This is a genomic window from Pseudomonas sp. GM18 (assembly GCF_000282195.1).
Lineage (GTDB): Bacteria > Pseudomonadota > Gammaproteobacteria > Pseudomonadales > Pseudomonadaceae > Aquipseudomonas.
The window spans coordinates 157,494-173,607 of sequence record NZ_AKJT01000075.1; the positions used below are offsets into that span (position 1 = coordinate 157,494).

General features: G+C 62.1%; 4 protein-coding genes. 3 read left to right on the forward strand and 1 reads right to left on the reverse strand.

The genetic code is table 11. The features are described 5' to 3' along the window. Nucleotides 1–135 precede the first annotated feature (135 nt). Complete coding sequence (locus PMI21_RS08555; protein ID WP_007940071.1) at nucleotides 136–1,149, forward strand: GNAT family N-acetyltransferase; 1,014 nt, start codon at nucleotides 136–138, stop codon at nucleotides 1,147–1,149. A 98-nt stretch (nucleotides 1,150–1,247) separates the two neighbouring features. On the opposite strand, the gene PMI21_RS08550 is transcribed toward PMI21_RS08555, so the two are convergent. After that, a complete protein-coding gene (locus PMI21_RS08550) occupies nucleotides 1,248–1,796 on the reverse strand; it encodes an RNA polymerase factor sigma-70 (RefSeq protein ID WP_007940073.1) in 549 nt (182 codons plus the stop codon). Between the two features lie 380 nt (nucleotides 1,797–2,176). Between PMI21_RS08550 and PMI21_RS08545 the strand changes: the two genes are divergently transcribed. Next, nucleotides 2,177–15,160, forward strand: a complete 12,984-nt coding sequence (locus PMI21_RS08545; protein WP_007940074.1) for a non-ribosomal peptide synthetase — start codon at nucleotides 2,177–2,179, stop codon at nucleotides 15,158–15,160. Between the two features lie 80 nt (nucleotides 15,161–15,240). Further along, nucleotides 15,241–16,065: an alpha/beta fold hydrolase gene (locus PMI21_RS08540; protein WP_007940075.1), complete on the forward strand. Its 825-nt coding sequence runs from the start codon at nucleotides 15,241–15,243 to the stop codon at nucleotides 16,063–16,065. Nucleotides 16,066–16,114 lie beyond the last annotated feature (49 nt).

Genomic DNA, 16,114 nt, shown 5'->3' on the forward strand with positions numbered 1-16,114 from the left:
CAATGGCCTGGAGCTGATCCAGGCTGTGCATGCCACCGCGAATGCTGATTAAGGTTCGCGGTTTTTTTCGTTAAATTTCCATGCCCGGCTCACGTCACCTCAGTTAACTGTCGACGATTACCGTGAGCCCGATCCATGTCCAATCTGAATGACCTGACCGCCCTGGCCTTGCCGTCAGGCAACCGTCTTGTAGCCGATGAAACCGCAAGTCGCCTGAGTCTCAGCCTGGAAGGTCAGCCGCTGATCGAACTGCGGCTGACCCGCGAGCCCGAGTTGCATCTGACGTTGGAGGAGCGTTTCGGCCGTCCTGACGGTCAAGCATTCTGGGCGGCCTGTTATTGGCTGTTTGCCCGTGATGCGCAGTGTCAGCGTCTGACCTGGCATCTCGATCAAGTGCCCACCGAAGCCTTGCTCAGCGGGTTGCTGATCGCCACCGACGTCAACGGTCAGTATCGCTGTGAACGCACGCTGTTCTGGCAATTGCCTCAGCCTTGGCTGGGTGAGTCGTTGACTGGCAGTTATCCACAGCAGATGGTCATCAGTGACGGCAAGCGCCATCCCCTGCGTGCGGTGAAACCCCGTGGTGAAGTGTATCGCCGCTTCGATGCACGACTCGGTGCCTGGGTTTCCCTGCGCACGGTGGAAATCGAGCATGACCTGGCGCGTTTCAACCGCTGGCAGAACAGCCCGCGGGTCGCGAGTTTCTGGCAGGAGGAGGGCAGTCTGGAGCAGCATCGGGAATACCTGAGCAAGCTTGAAGCCGCCCCGCACACCTTGACGCTGATCGGTTGCTTCGATGATCAGCCGTTTGCCTACTTTGAAGCCTACTGGGCCAAGGAAGATCGCATTGCGCCGTTCTATGACGCCGGCGATTACGACCGTGGCATTCACATGCTGGTGGGTGAGGAAGATCACCGTGGCCCGCACAAGGTGGCGAGCTGGTTATCGGCGCTGGTGCACTACCTGTTTCTCGATGACCCGCGCACTCAACGGGTGGTCGCCGAACCTCGCGCCGACAACGCGAAGATGATCGGGCATATGCACAATCAGTGTTTTCACTGCGAAAAAGAGTTCGACTTCCCGCACAAGCGCGCGGCGCTGATGATGCTGGGGCGTGAGCGGTTTTTTGATCGGTGCAAGTTGGCCTGAAAAAAAGATCGCAGCCTTCGGCAGCTCCTACAGGGTTTACGCCATCCCAAGTAGGAGCTGCCGAAGGCTGCGATCTTTTTTATCGACACGACGCCGTCTTAACGACGGGCGAAGGTATCCGCACGATTGCCCGACACCTTGCGGCAATGCACCAGCGCATCACGAATCATGAAGTTCACCAGGGTGGGCGAGACGCCAAGTTCCTTGGCGATGTCTTTTTGCGGCACGCCGTGCAGGCGGTACATCTCGAAGGCGTAACGGGTGCGGCTGGGCAGCTCCGTCAGCGCATCGGCAATGTTTTCCAGGGTCGAGAAATTGATATGCGAGGTTTCCGGCGAAGCGCCCTGGATCACCACGTTCAGACCTTCCTCTTCCGGGCCGGAATACTTCTGCTCCAGCGCCTGCTTGCGGTAGTGATCGATCGCCAGGTTGCGCACGATCTGAAACAGGTAACTGAGCTGTGCCTTGATGGACGACGTGATCTGCGGCGCCGATTGCAACCGGAAAAACGCATCCTGCACCACGTCTTCGGCACGGGATCGGCAGCCGGTAATGCGGGCGGCAATCTTGACCAGAATCAGTCGGTTGTCGACGAAGGCCTGAAGTAGCGGTGAATCGCACCTGCTTGTGGATACTTGTTCCGTCATGGAAATCACCTTGCTGCATATAGGGTCGTGGGACGACAGGGGGATCGGAGCCGTCCTACATATCGAGCGACAAATTATTCTGAATGATAATGATTGTCAATTGAGAAAGAGAATTAATGCTCCACGAAGGTGCGCAGTGAGAAAGGCGACACGCTGACTCACCCACTGACCGCAAGCCTGCCGGCGCTCAAGCCCGGCGACTAATTATTTCAAGACCTCATCCGTTCTCATTGGTGAATGGCAGCGGGCGAAATCCCCCGGCCAAAACAGCATTCCCAAGCCTTGCGCGGTCGGTAAAGACCGCGTCCTGCATGCCCGTGAACGGGCGTGACGTACGAAAACCGATTCCACTTGCAAGCCGAATTCAGGCAGGAAACCTCATGACCGACGCGTTCGAACTCCCCAGCACACTGGTCCAAGCCCTCCAGCGCCGCGCGGCCCTGACGCCGGACCGGGTGGCCTTGCGTTTTCTTGCCGAAACCCAGGATCAGGCTGTGGTGCTAAGTTATCGTGAGCTGGATCAGCGGGCGCGAACCATTGCCGGTGCGTTGCAGGCCCAAGCGTCGTTCGGCGATCGCGCGGTGCTGCTGTTTCCCAGCGGCCCGGATTACGTCGCGGCGTTCTTTGGTTGCCTGTACGCCGGGGTGATTGCGGTGCCGGCCTATCCGCCGGAATCGACCCGTCGTCATCATCAGGAACGTCTGCTGTCGATCATCAGCGATGCCGAGCCGCGCCTGCTATTGACCAGCGCCGACCTGCGCGACGCCTTGCTGCAAATCAACGGGGCGCCGCCGCTGCTGTGTGTCGACACCCTCGACAGCGCCCTGGCCGAACGCTGGGTTGCGCCGGACTTGCAAGGCGAGCACATCGCTTTCCTGCAATACACCTCCGGCTCCACCGCGTTGCCTAAAGGTGTGCAAGTCAGCCACGGCAACCTGGTGGCCAACGAACTATTGATTCGTCACGGCTTTGGCATCGACCTCAACCCTGACGACGTGATCGTCAGCTGGTTGCCGCTGTACCACGACATGGGCCTGATCGGCGGCCTGCTGCAACCGATTTTCAGTGGAGTGCCGTGCGTGTTGATGTCGCCGGCGTACTTCCTCGGCCGCCCGTTGCGCTGGCTGGAAGCGATCAGCGAATACGGCGGCACCATCAGCGGTGGGCCGGATTTCGCCTATCGACTGTGCAGCGAGCGCGTCAGCGAGTCGGCGCTGGAACGCCTCGACCTGAGCGGCTGGCGCGTGGCGTATTCCGGTTCTGAACCGATTCGTCTCGACACCCTGGAGCGCTTCGCCGAGAAGTTCGCGGCCTGTGGTTTTACCTCGGACAGCTTCATGGCCTCTTACGGCCTTGCGGAAGCCACGCTGTTCGTGGCCGGCAGCCCGCGCGGTCAGGGTATTCCGGCATTGCGCGTGGACGATCAGGCGCTGGCGCAAAACCGTGCCGAACCGGGCGACGGCAGTCCGATCATGAGTTGTGGCATCAGCCAGCCGGATCATGCGGTGCTGATTGTCGATTCGGTAACGCTCGAAGAACTCGCCGACAACGTGGTCGGTGAAGTCTGGGCCGCCGGGCCGAGCATCGCCCATGGCTACTGGCGCAACCCCGAGGCCACGGCCAAGACCTTCGTCCAGTACGCGGGCCGTACCTGGTTGCGCACCGGCGACCTGGGCTTTTTGCGTGACGGTGAACTGTTCATCACCGGGCGCCTGAAAGACATGCTGATCGTTCGTGGTCACAACCTCTATCCGCAGGACATCGAGCAGACCATCGAGCGCGAAGTGGAGGTGGTGCGCAAAGGTCGCGTGGCCGCGTTCGCGGTCAACCTCGAGGGGCAGGAAGGCATCGGCATCGCCGCGGAAATCAGCCGCAGCGTGCAGAAAATCCTGCCACCGGAGGCGCTGATCAATGCCATTCGCCAAGCGGTGGCCGAGGCGTATCAGGAGGCGCCGAGCGTGGTGGTGCTGCTCAATCCGGGGGCGCTGCCCAAGACCTCCAGCGGCAAACTGCAACGTTCGGCCTGCCGCAATCGTCTGGCCGATGGCAGCCTCGACAGCTATGCGGTTTTCCCGTCGGCAGCGAATGAAAGTGAAGGCAGCACCGAGTCGGGTTCCGAACTGCAAACCCTGATCGGTCAGATCTGGTGCGAACAGCTCAGCATCAAACAAGTCAGTGCCGATGACCATTTTTTCCTGCTCGGCGGCAACTCCATCGCCGCCACTCAAGTGGTTGCTCGACTGCGTGAAACGTTGGGTCTGGAGCTGAATCTGCGTCTGTTGTTCGAAGCGCCGACCCTCGGCGCATTCGCCGCCGCAGTCGCTCGGCAACAACAGGATGGCGGCCTCGCCCAAGGCGCGATCACTCAGCTGTCGCGCAGCGAAGCCATGCCACAATCCCTGGCGCAAAACCGTTTGTGGATCACCTGGCAACTCGACCCGCAGAGCAGCGCCTACAACATTCCCGGCGCCTTGCGCCTGCGTGGCGAACTGGACGAAGACGCCTTGCGCGCCAGTTTCCAGCAGCTGATCGAACGTCACGAATCCCTGCGCACACGGTTTTTCGAGCGCGACGGTGTGGCCCTGCAACAGGTCATGGCGGCCGGTGAATTCAACTTGCAAGTGATCGACATCAGCGACATGCCAACCGCCGAGCGTGAAGCCCGTGCGCAGCAGATCCGCGAGGAGGAAGCCCGCACCCAGTTCGATCTGGAGAAAGGCCCGCTGCTGTGGGTGACCCTGGTGCGCCTCGACGACGAGGATCATCAACTGCTGGTGACGATGCACCACATCATCGCCGACGGCTGGTCGCTGAACGTATTGATCGACGAATTCTCGCGGCTGTACGCGGCCGCTTCTCAGGGCCAGACCGCCAGCCTCCCAACCTTGCCGACGCAATACGCCGACTACGGCAGTTGGCAGCGCCAGTGGCTGGCGCAAGGGGAGGGCGAGCGTCAACTGGCGTACTGGAAAGCGCAGTTGGGTGATGAGCATCCAACACTGAGCCTGGCCACCGACCACCCACGTTCGGCGCAACACACGCACTGCGCCGAACGTCACACGCTGCGGTTGGACGCGAGCCTGAGCAACGCCATTCGCCAGACCGCCCAGGCCCATGAATCGACGCCGTTCATGCTGTTGCTCGCGGCGTTCCAGAGCCTGCTGCATCGCTACAGCGGCCAGCGCGACATCCGCATCGGCGTGCCGAATGCCAACCGTCCACGTCTGGAAACCCAGGGGTTGATCGGCTTCTTCATCAACACCCAGGTGCTGCGTGCCGAAGTGGATTCGCGACTGCCATTCGTGGAGTTGCTGGCGCAAACCCGTCAAGCCGCCTTGGGTGCGCAAGCGCATCAGGACCTGCCGTTCGAGCAACTGCTCGAAGCTTTCCCGCAGGCCCGCGAACAAGGTCTGTTCCAGGTCATGTTCAACCATCAGCAACGGGATCTCAGCGCTCTGCGTCGTCTGCCGGGGCTGCTCGCCGAAGAGCTGCCGTGGCACAGCCGCGAAGCCAAGTTCGCCCTGCAACTGCACAGCGAAGAAGACCGCAACGGACGTTTGAGCCTGTCATTCGACTACGCCAGCGAGCTGTTCGACGCAACGACCATCGAGCGTCTGGCCGAGCATTTCGCCAACCTGCTGCGAGCCATCTGCCAGCGCCCACAACAAACGATCGGCGACCTGCAACTGCTGACCGCCGCCGAACACGCTCAGCAGAATGACTGGAGCGTTGCCCCCTGCAACCCGGCGCAACAGTGGCTGCCGGAACTGCTCAACGAACAAGCGCGCCAGACCCCGGAACTCACCGCGCTGCTGTGGGATGGCGGCAGCCTGGACTTCGCTGAACTGCATACTCAGGCCAACCGCTTGGCGCATTACCTGCGCGACAAAGGCGTCGGCCCGGACGTGTGCGTGGCCATCGCCGCCGAGCGTTCGCCGCAGTTGCTGATCGGCTTGCTGGCGATCATCAAGGCCGGCGGCGCTTATGTGCCGCTGGACCCGGAATACCCGGCAGAGCGTCTGGCTTACATGCTCAGCGACAGTGGCGTCGAGTTGCTGCTGACCCAAACCGAATTGCTCGAGCGCTTGCCGGCTACCGACGGTGTCAGCGTGATTGCCATGGACGCCCTGCACCTGGAGAACTGGCCAAGCCATTCGCCGGGTTTGCACCTGCACGGCGACAACCTGGCCTACGTGATTTACACCTCCGGTTCCACCGGCCAGCCCAAAGGCGTGGGCAACACCCACGCCGCATTGGCCGAACGTCTGCAATGGATGCAGAACACTTATCACCTGAACGAAACCGACGTGCTGATGCAAAAAGCCCCGATCAGTTTCGATGTGTCGGTGTGGGAGTGCTTCTGGCCGTTGATCACCGGGTGCCGCTTGTTGATTGCCGGCCCCGGTGAACATCGTGATCCGCACCGCATCGCACAACTGGTTCAGCAGTACGGCGTGACCACGCTGCACTTTGTGCCGCCGCTGCTTGCGTTGTTCATCGACGAACCGCTGACCGCCGAATGCACCAGCCTGCGCCGGGTATTCTCCGGCGGCGAAGCCTTGCCTGCCGAATTGCGCAACCGCGTGCTGGCGCAATTGCCGGCGGTGCAACTGCACAACCGCTACGGCCCGACCGAAACCGCGATCAACGTCACCCATTGGCATTGCACAACGGCTGATGGCGAACGCTCGCCGATTGGCCGGCCATTGGGCAACGTGCTGTGCCGTGTGCTCGACAGTGACCTCAACCCGGTTCCGGCCGGCGTGCCGGGTGAACTGTGCATCAGTGGTATCGGTTTGGCCCGAGGTTATCTGGGGCGTCCGGGGCTGACCGCCGAACGTTTCGTGGTCGATCCACTGGGCGAGCAGGGCGCGCGTCTGTACCGCACCGGCGACCGTGCGCGCTGGACCGCTGATGGCGTAATCGAATACCTCGGTCGTCTCGATCAGCAGGTCAAACTGCGTGGTTTTCGTGTCGAGCCGGAAGAAATCGAAGCGCGGCTATTGGCACAATCCGGCGTCGCCCAAGCGGTGGTGCTGGTGCGCGAAACGGCGGCCGGCGGTCAGTTGATCGGTTACTACACCGCCACTGATTCCACTGAAGATGTTGATGCTCAAACCACACGCCTGAAAGCCGCGCTAGCCGCTGAGCTGCCGGAATACATGGTCCCGGCGCAACTCATGCGTCTGGACGAAATGCCCCTGAGCCCAAGCGGTAAGCTCGACCGTCGTGCCTTGCCCGAGCCTCAGTGGCAAGTCCGTGAACACGTCGAACCGGTCACTGCCCTTGAGCAACAGATCGCCGGCATCTGGCGTGAAGTGCTGGGCCAGACCCGGATCGGTTTGCGCGACGACTTCTTCGCCCTCGGCGGTCACTCGCTACTGGCCACGCAAATCATCTCCCGCACCCGCCAGGCCTGCGACGTCGAGTTGCCGTTGCGGGTGCTGTTCGAGGCCAGTGAGTTGGGCGCGTTTGCCGAACAGGTTCGCTTGATCCAGGCCAGCGGCAAAACCAACCAGCAGCCACCGATCGAGAAGGTCGACCGTAGCCAACCGGTGCCGTTGTCCTATTCCCAGCAACGCATGTGGTTTTTGTGGCAGATGGAACCGGACAGCCCGGCCTACAACGTCGGCGGCATGGCGCGGTTGCGCGGCGTGCTGGATGTCGGGCGTTTCGAAGCGGCGCTGCAAGCGTTGATCATGCGTCACGAAACCCTGCGCACGACGTTCCCGAGCGTCGACGGTGTGGCCCGGCAACAGGTGCATCCGGACACCGGCCTGCGCATGGACTGGAAGGATTTCTCCGCACTGGCGGCCGATACCCGTGAGCAGCGAGTCCAGCAACTGGCCGACAGCGAGGCGCACACGCCTTTCGATCTGGAAACCGGACCGTTGCTGCGCGCCTGCCTGGTCAAGACCGCCGAGCACGAGCATTACCTGGTGCTGACCCTGCACCACATCGTCACCGAAGGCTGGGCGATGGACATCTTCGCCCGGGAACTGAGCGCGCTCTACGAAGCGTTCGTCGATGACCGCGAATCACCGCTGCAACCATTGCCGGTGCAGTATCTGGATTACAGCGTCTGGCAGCGTCAGTGGCTGGAATCCGGCGAACGTCAGCGCCAGCTCGATTACTGGACCGCGCAACTGGGCCGCGAACATCCGCTGCTGGAATTGCCTGCCGATCGTCCGCGTCCTCCGGTGCAAAGCCATCAGGGCGAACTGTTCCGCTTCGACCTCAGCGATGACCTCGCGGCGCGGGTTCGTGCCTTCAACGCAGACAACGGTCTGACCCTGTTCATGACCATGACCGCGGCCCTGGCCGTGCTGCTTTACCGCTACAGCGGCCAGACCGATCTGCGGATCGGGGCGCCGGTGGCCAACCGCATTCGCCCGGAAAGCGAAGGGCTGATCGGCGCGTTCCTCAACACCCAAGTGCTGCGTTGCCAGCTCGATGGGCAGATGTCCGTCGGCGAGTTGTTCGAGCAGGTTCGCCACACCGTGATCGAAGGCCAGTCCCATCAGGACCTGCCGTTCGATCACTTGGTCGAAGCCTTGCAGCCACCGCGCAGCGCTGCTTACAACCCGCTGTTCCAGGTGATGTGCAACGTGCAACGGTGGGAGTTCCAGCAGAGCCGCACCCTGGCCGGGATGACCGTCGAGTACCTGGCCAACGATGCGCGCGCGACCAAGTTTGACCTCAACCTGGAAGTCACTGACCTCGACCATCGCCTCGGTTGCTGCCTGACTTACAGCACCGATTTGTTCGATGAGCCGCGCATCGCGCGCATGGCCGGGCACTGGCGCAATCTGCTGGAAGCGTTGCTCGCCGATCCGCAACAGCGCTTGAGTGAACTGCCGTTGCTCGACGCCACTGAACAGCAAAACCTGCTCGACAGCCTTGGCATCGAGCCGGGTGAGCATCGCCTCGATCAATGCATCCATCACTTGTTCAGCGAACAGGCGCTGGTGCGCAAGGACGCGCCGGCCCTGACGTTCGCCGGGCAAACCCTGAGTTACGCCGAGCTCGACAGCCGCGCCAATCGCCTGGCCTGGATGCTCCGCGAGCGGGGTGTCGGGCCGCAGGTGCGGGTCGGCCTGGCGTTGGAACGTTCGCTGGAGATGGTCATCGGCCTGTTGGCGATCCTCAAGGCAGGCGGCGCCTATGTGCCGCTGGACCCGGAATACCCGCTGGATCGCCTGCACTACATGATCGAAGACAGCGGCATCGGTTTGCTGCTCAGCGATGCGGCGATGTTCGCGGCGCTCGGTGAATTGCCGGCCAGCGTTGGCCGCTGGTGCCTGGAAGACGATGCCGCGGACCTGGCCAATTACCCGGCCAGCGAACTGCCGTTTATCAGCCTGCCGCAGCATCAGGCGTACCTGATTTACACCTCGGGCTCCACCGGCAAACCGAAAGGCGTGGTGGTGTCCCACGGTGAAATCGCCATGCACTGCCGCGCCGTGATCGAACGCTTCGGCATGCGCCCGGATGACTGCGAACTGCACTTTTATTCGATCAACTTCGATGCCGCGACCGAGCGTCTGCTGGTGCCGTTGTTGAGCGGTGCGCAGGTGGTCCTGCGTGCCCAAGGACAGTGGGATGCGCAAGAAATCTGCGGGTTGATTCGCCAGCACCACATCAACATTCTCGGGTTCACCCCGAGCTATGGCAGCCAGTTGGCGCAATGGCTGGCGACCCAGGGCGAAACCCTGCCGGTGCGCATGTGCATCACCGGTGGCGAAGCCCTGACTGGCGAACACTTGCAGCGGATTCGCGCGGCGTTCAAGCCGAGCCTGTTTTTCAACGCGTACGGCCCGACCGAAACCGTGGTCATGCCGCTCGCCAGCCTGGCACCCGAGCAACTGGAAGAAGGGCTGGGCAGCGTGCCGATCGGCAGCGTAATTGGTGCGCGCGTGGCGTACATCCTCGACGCCGATCTGGCGTTGGTGCCGCAAGGTGCGACGGGGGAATTGTATGTTGGCGGTACCGGTCTGGCGCAGGGTTATCACCAGCGTCCGGGCATGACCGCCGAACGGTTTGTCGCCGATCCTTTTGCCGCGAACGGCGGACGTTTGTACCGTACCGGCGACCTTGTCCGTCAGCGCGCCGATGGTCTGGTCGAGTACCTCGGCCGCATCGACCATCAAGTGAAGATCCGTGGTTTCCGTATCGAACTGGGCGAGATCGAAACCCGTCTGCTGGAACATGAATCAATCCGTGAAACGGTCGTGCTGGCACTCGATGCACCGAGCGGCAAACAACTGGTGGGTTATCTGGTCACTGACGTGGCCGAGCAGGACGAAGCGCAACAAACCGAATTGCGCGAAGCCCTCAAGGTTCACTTGAAGGCTCAGCTGCCGGACTACATGGTGCCCACGCACCTGATCCTGCTGGCGAGCATGCCGCTGACCGCCAACGGCAAACTCGACCGCCGCGCACTGCCGGCACCGGACCCGGAACTGAATCGTCAGCAGTACGTGGCGCCGAGCAACGAACTTGAGCTGACCCTGGCCGGCATCTGGTGCGAAGTGCTCAACGTGCAGCAAGTCGGCCTTAACGACAACTTCTTCGAACTGGGCGGCGATTCGATTCTGTCGATCCAGGTGGTCAGCCGGGCGCGGCAGCAGGGCATTCACTTCACCCCGCGCGACCTGTTCCAGCACCAGACCGTGCAGACGCTGGCTGCGGTGGCGACCCGCACCGAGCAGGTCACCGCCGAGCAAGGTTTGCTCACGGGGGAATCGCGTTTGACGCCGATTCAGCACTGGTTCTTCGACACTGAGATCCCGCAGCGTCAACACTGGAACCAGGCGTTGCTGCTGGAACCGACCGTCGCGCTGGAGCCGCATCGTCTGGAGCAAGCGCTGCTGGCGGTGATCGAACAGCATGACGCCTTGCGCCTGCGTTTCACTGAGGTCACGGGTCATTGGCAGGCCGAGCATCAGGCAGTTTCCGATGCCGCCGTGCTGTGGCAGGTGCAAGTGCCGACCCTGGACACATGCGCGGCGCTGTTCGCCGATGCCCAGCGCAGCCTCGACCTTGAGCAAGGGCCGCTGATGCGGGCGCTGCTGGTCGATGATCCCGAGGGGCAACAACGGTTGTTCATTGCCATTCACCACTTGGTGGTGGACGGGGTGTCGTGGCGGGTGCTGCTGGACGATCTGCAAACGGTTTATCGTCAACTCGAATCCCGACAGTCAGTAACACTGCCAGCGAAAACCAGTGCCTTCAGGGACTGGGCTGCACGGTTGCAGGCTTATGCCGGCAGCGAATCCCTGCGGGAAGAATTGAGCTGGTGGCAGTCGCAACTGGCCGGCCCAAGCGCCGAATTGCCGTGTGATCGTCCGCAGGGTGGGCAGCAGAATCGCCACGCGCAAACCGTCAGCGTGCGCCTCGACAGCGAACGCACCCGCCAACTGCTGCAACAGGCGCCGACGGCCTATCGCACTCAGGTCAACGATTTGCTGCTGACCGCGTTGGCCCGTGTGTTGTGTCGCTGGAGCGGTCATGAATCGGCGCTGATTCAACTCGAAGGCCACGGCCGCGAAACCCTGTTCGACGAGATCGACCTGACCCGCACCGTCGGCTGGTTCACCAGTGCGTATCCGCTGCGCCTCACTCCGGTGAGTGAGCAGGGTGCGTCGATCAAGGCGATCAAGGAGCAACTGCGCGCGGTGCCGCATAAAGGCCTGGGGTATGGCGTGCTGCGTTACCTGGCCGATGGCCTGTGTCGGCAGACCATGGCTGCTCTGCCGGTGGCGCCGATCACCTTCAACTACCTTGGCCAGTTCGACCAGAGCTTCGGCAGTGACGCGTTGTTCCGTCCGCTCGATGAGCCGGTCGGCGCTGCCCATGATCCGCAGGCGCCGCTGCCCAACGAACTGAGCGTCGACAGTCAGGTGTATGGCGGTGAACTGGTGCTGCGCTGGACCTTCAGCGCCGAACGCCACGACCGGCAAACCATCACCGATCTGGCAGAGGCGTATCTGGATGAATTGCACAGCCTGATCCAGCACTGCCTGAGCGACAACGCGGGCGGCCTGACACCGTCGGACTTCCCGTTGGCCAGACTGACTCAGCTGCAACTTGACGCACTGCCAGTCCCGGCGGCGATGATCGAAGACGTCTACCCGCTGACCCCGATGCAGGAAGGCATGCTGCTGCACACCTTGCTCGAACCGGGCACCGGCCTCTATTACATGCAGGACCGCTACCGCATCAACAGTGAGCTCGACCCTGAGCGTTTCGCCCACGCCTGGCAAGCGGTGATCGCCCGTCACGAAGCCTTGCGCGCCTCGTTCTGCTGGAACGTCGGCGAAGACATGCTGCAAGTGATCCATAAACCGGGCAGCACGCCGATCGAGTATCTGGACTGGAGCGCGGTTGCCGAAGCCGAGCAAGAGCCGAAGTTGCAGGCGCTGCTGAAAAGCGAGCGCGAGGCCGGGTTCGATCTGCTCAATCAGGCGCCGTTCCACCTGCGCTTGATCCGCGTGGGCGCGGCACGTTACTGGTTCATGATGAGCAACCACCACATCCTCATCGATGCCTGGTGCCGTTCGCTGCTGATGAACGATTTCTTCGACATCTACACCGCCCTCGGCGAAGGTCGGCAAGCGCAACTGGCCGTGCCGCCGCGTTATCGCGATTACATCGGCTGGCTGCAACGCCAGAGCCTGGCCGAGGCGCGGCAGTGGTGGCGGCAGAACCTGCAAGGTTTCGAGCGCACCACGCCGATTCCGAGCGACCGGCCGTTCCTGCGTGAACATGCCGGCAACAGCGGCGGCATGATCGTCGGCGACCGCTACACAAGGCTCGATGTCCGTGACGGCGCGCAATTGCGCGAACTGGCTCAGGCCCATCAGCTGACCATCAACACCTTCGCCCAGGCGGCGTGGGCGCTGGTATTGCGCCGCTTGAGCGGTGATCGCGACGTGCTGTTCGGCGTCACGGTGGCCGGGCGTCCGGTGGACATGCCAGAGATGCAGCGCACCGTCGGGCTGTTCATCAACAGCATCGCCCTGCGGGTGAAAATGCCCGAGGACGATCAGCGCTGCAGCGTTCGTCAGTGGCTCAGCGGTTTGCTCGACAGCAACATGCAACTGCGCGAGTACGAATACCTGCCGCTGGTGAGCATCCAGGAAAACAGCGAACTGCCGAAAGGCCAGCCGCTGTTCGACAGCCTGTTCGTGTTCGAAAACGCCCCGGTGGAAGTCTCGGTGCTGGACCGGGCGCAAAGCCTCAACGCCACCTCGGATTCGGGCCGCACCCACACCAACTTCCCGTTGACGGCGGTCTGCTATCCGGGCGATGACCTGGGGTTGCACCTGTCCTACGACCAGCGCTATTTCGACGAATCCACGGTCGAGCGCATGCTCGGTGAGTTCAAGCGCCTGTTGCTGGCGCTGGTCGAAGGCTTCCATGGCGACATGGCCGACCTGCCGCTGCTGGGCGCAGAGGAACAGGACTTCCTGGTCCATGGCTGCAACCAGAGTGAGCACGATTACCCGCTGGAACAGAGCTATGTCTCATTGTTCGAAGCGCAGGTTGCCCAGCATCCGCAGCGCATTGCCGCCAGTTGCCTGGATCAGCAACACAGTTATGTCGAGCTGAACCAGCGCAGTAACCGTCTCGGCCATGCGCTGATTGCCGCCGGGGTCGGACTGGATCAACCGGTGGCGCTGCTCGCCGAACGTAACCTCGACCTGCTGGGAATGATCATCGGCAGCTTCAAGGCCGGTGCCGGTTACCTGCCGCTGGACCCGGGCCTGCCGAGCCAGCGTCTGAGCCGGATCATCGACCTGAGCTGCACGCCGTTGCTGGTCTGCACTCTGGCGTGCCGTGAACAAGCCGTCGCGTTGCTGGAAGCGTTCGGTTGTGCCAATCGCCCTCGATTGCTGGTCTGGGAAGACGTGCAGGCGAGCGATGTTTCGGTGGTCAATCCGGGTATTTACAGCGGCCCGGACAACCTCGCCTACGTGATCTACACCTCGGGCTCCACCGGCCTGCCGAAGGGCGTGATGGTCGAGCAGCGCGGCATGCTCAATAACCAGTTGAGCAAGGTGCCGTACCTGAAACTGAGTGACGCCGATGTGATCGCCCAGACCGCTTCGCAAAGCTTCGACATTTCGGTCTGGCAGTTCCTCGCGGCGCCGTTGTTCGGCGCTCGGGTGGACATTGTGCCGAATAGCATCGCCCACGATCCGCAAGGCTTGCTGGCTCACGTCCAGAGCCAGGGCATTAGCGTGCTGGAAAGTGTGCCGTCGCTGATTCAGGGCATGCTCGCCCAGGACCGCATGAGCCTCGATGGCCTGCGTTGGATGTTGCCGACCGGTGAAGCGATGCCGCCGGAACTGGCGCATCAATGGTTGCTGCGTTACCCGCAGATGGGTCTGGTGAATGCTTATGGCCCGGCGGAATGCTCGGACGATGTGGCGTTCTTCCGGGTCGACCTGGCCTCGACGCGTGGCAGTTATCTACCGATCGGTACGCCGACCGACAACAACCGTTTGTACCTGCTCGATGGCGCGCTGGAGCTGGTGCCGTTGGGTGCGGTGGGTGAGTTGTGCGTGGCCGGCACCGGGGTGGGGCGCGGTTATGTGAGCGATCCGTTGCGCACGGCGCAGGTGTTTGTGCCGAACCCGTTCGGTGCACCGGGGGATCGCTTATATCGCACCGGCGACCTGGCCCGACGTCGCAGTGATGGCGTGCTGGAATACGTCGGGCGTATCGACCATCAAGTGAAGATTCGCGGTTACCGCATCGAACTGGGTGAAATCGAAGCGCGTCTGCATGAGCAGCCGGAAGTCCGCGACGCGGCGGTCGGGGTGCAGGAGGGTGTCAACGGCAAGCATCTGGTCGGTTATCTGGTGGCAGTGGATTCGGCGATGAATCCCAACGAACGACTGGAGCGGATCAAGCAGCGCCTGCGTGCCGAGTTGCCGGAATACATGGTGCCGCTGCACTGGTTGTGGCTCGACAAAATGCCGCTCAATGCCAACGGCAAACTCGATCGCAAGTCCTTGCCGGCGCTGGAGATCGGTCAGTTGCAGAGCCAGGACTATCAAGCGCCGGGCAATGAGCTGGAGCAAACCCTGGCGGATATCTGGGCCGAGGTGTTGAAGGTCGAGAAGGTCGGCGTGCGTGACAACTTCTTCGAGCTCGGCGGGCATTCGCTGTTGGCCACGCAGATCGCCTCACGGGTGCAAAAATCCCTGCAACGCAACGTGCCGCTGCGGGCGATGTTCGAGTGCAGTACGGTGGCGGAGCTGGCCGAGTACATCGACGGGTTGGCGGCGAGCGACATCACCGAGGAGAAGGTGGATCGGTTGAATGACCTGATGGCTGAGCTGGAGGGCCTTTAACCCGGGTTGACTGCCGAGCCCATGGGGCTCAGGCTTCCCGTGCCTTTTTAATGGATCAGATTTCACCAGGGAGACAGTCGATGCCCTTCGTAACGGTTGATGGACAAGCGCTTCACTACATGGATCAAGGCACAGGCCCGGCGGTGTTGCTGGCCGGCAGTTACCTGTGGGACCAGGCTATGTGGGCGCCACAGATTGCGGCGCTGTCGCAGCACTATCGGGTCATTGCCCTGGACCTGTGGGGCCATGGCGAGTCAGGGCGAATGCCCGAGTGCACGACGTCGCTCGATGACGTGGCGCGCCAGGCACTGGCATTGCTCGATCACCTGGACATTGATCGCGTTACGCTGGTCGGTCTTTCGGTAGGGGGCATGTGGGGCGTTCGACTGGCGCTGTCGGCGCCGCAGCGGCTCAACGGTCTGGTGCTGATGGACACCTATGTTGGCGTCGAACCGGAACCGACTCGCCAATACTATTTCTCGCTGTTCAAGCAGATCGAAGACAGCGGTGAGATCTCGCCGCAACTGCTCGACATTATTGTGCCGATCTTCTTCCGCCCGGGCATCGATCCTAAGTCGGCTCTGTATCAGGATTTCCGCGCCAGGCTGGCTGCATTGCCAGTCAACCGGCTGCGTGAAAGCATCGTGCCGATGGGGCGGATTACGTTTAGTCGTGATGATCTGTTACCGCGTCTGGCTCAGCTGAACCCAGAAACCACGCTGTTGATGTGCGGCGACCAGGACAAACCGCGGCCACCGTCGGAAACCAGAGAAATGGCTGAGTTGATCGGTTGCCCGTATGTGCTGGTGCCGGAGGCGGGGCATATCTCCAATCTGGAGAACCCGGCATTTGTCACCGAGGTGCTGCTGAAGTTTCTGGCCGACAGAAATCCGTGTAGCGCTTGATAAAAAAGATCGCAGCCTTCGGCAGCGCCCACAGGCGCGTAGGAGCTGC

Bases quoted from the DNA above. Each gene is read 5' to 3' on its own strand.
- PMI21_RS08555 (WP_007940071.1), top strand. From the start codon at position 136: ATGTCCAATCTGAATGACCTGACCGCCCTGGCCTTGCCGTCAGGCAAC.
- PMI21_RS08550 (WP_007940073.1), bottom strand. From the start codon at position 1,796: ATGACGGAACAAGTATCCACAAGCAGGTGCGATTCACCGCTACTTCAG.
- PMI21_RS08545 (WP_007940074.1), top strand. From the start codon at position 2,177: ATGACCGACGCGTTCGAACTCCCCAGCACACTGGTCCAAGCCCTCCAG.
- PMI21_RS08540 (WP_007940075.1), top strand. From the start codon at position 15,241: ATGCCCTTCGTAACGGTTGATGGACAAGCGCTTCACTACATGGATCAA.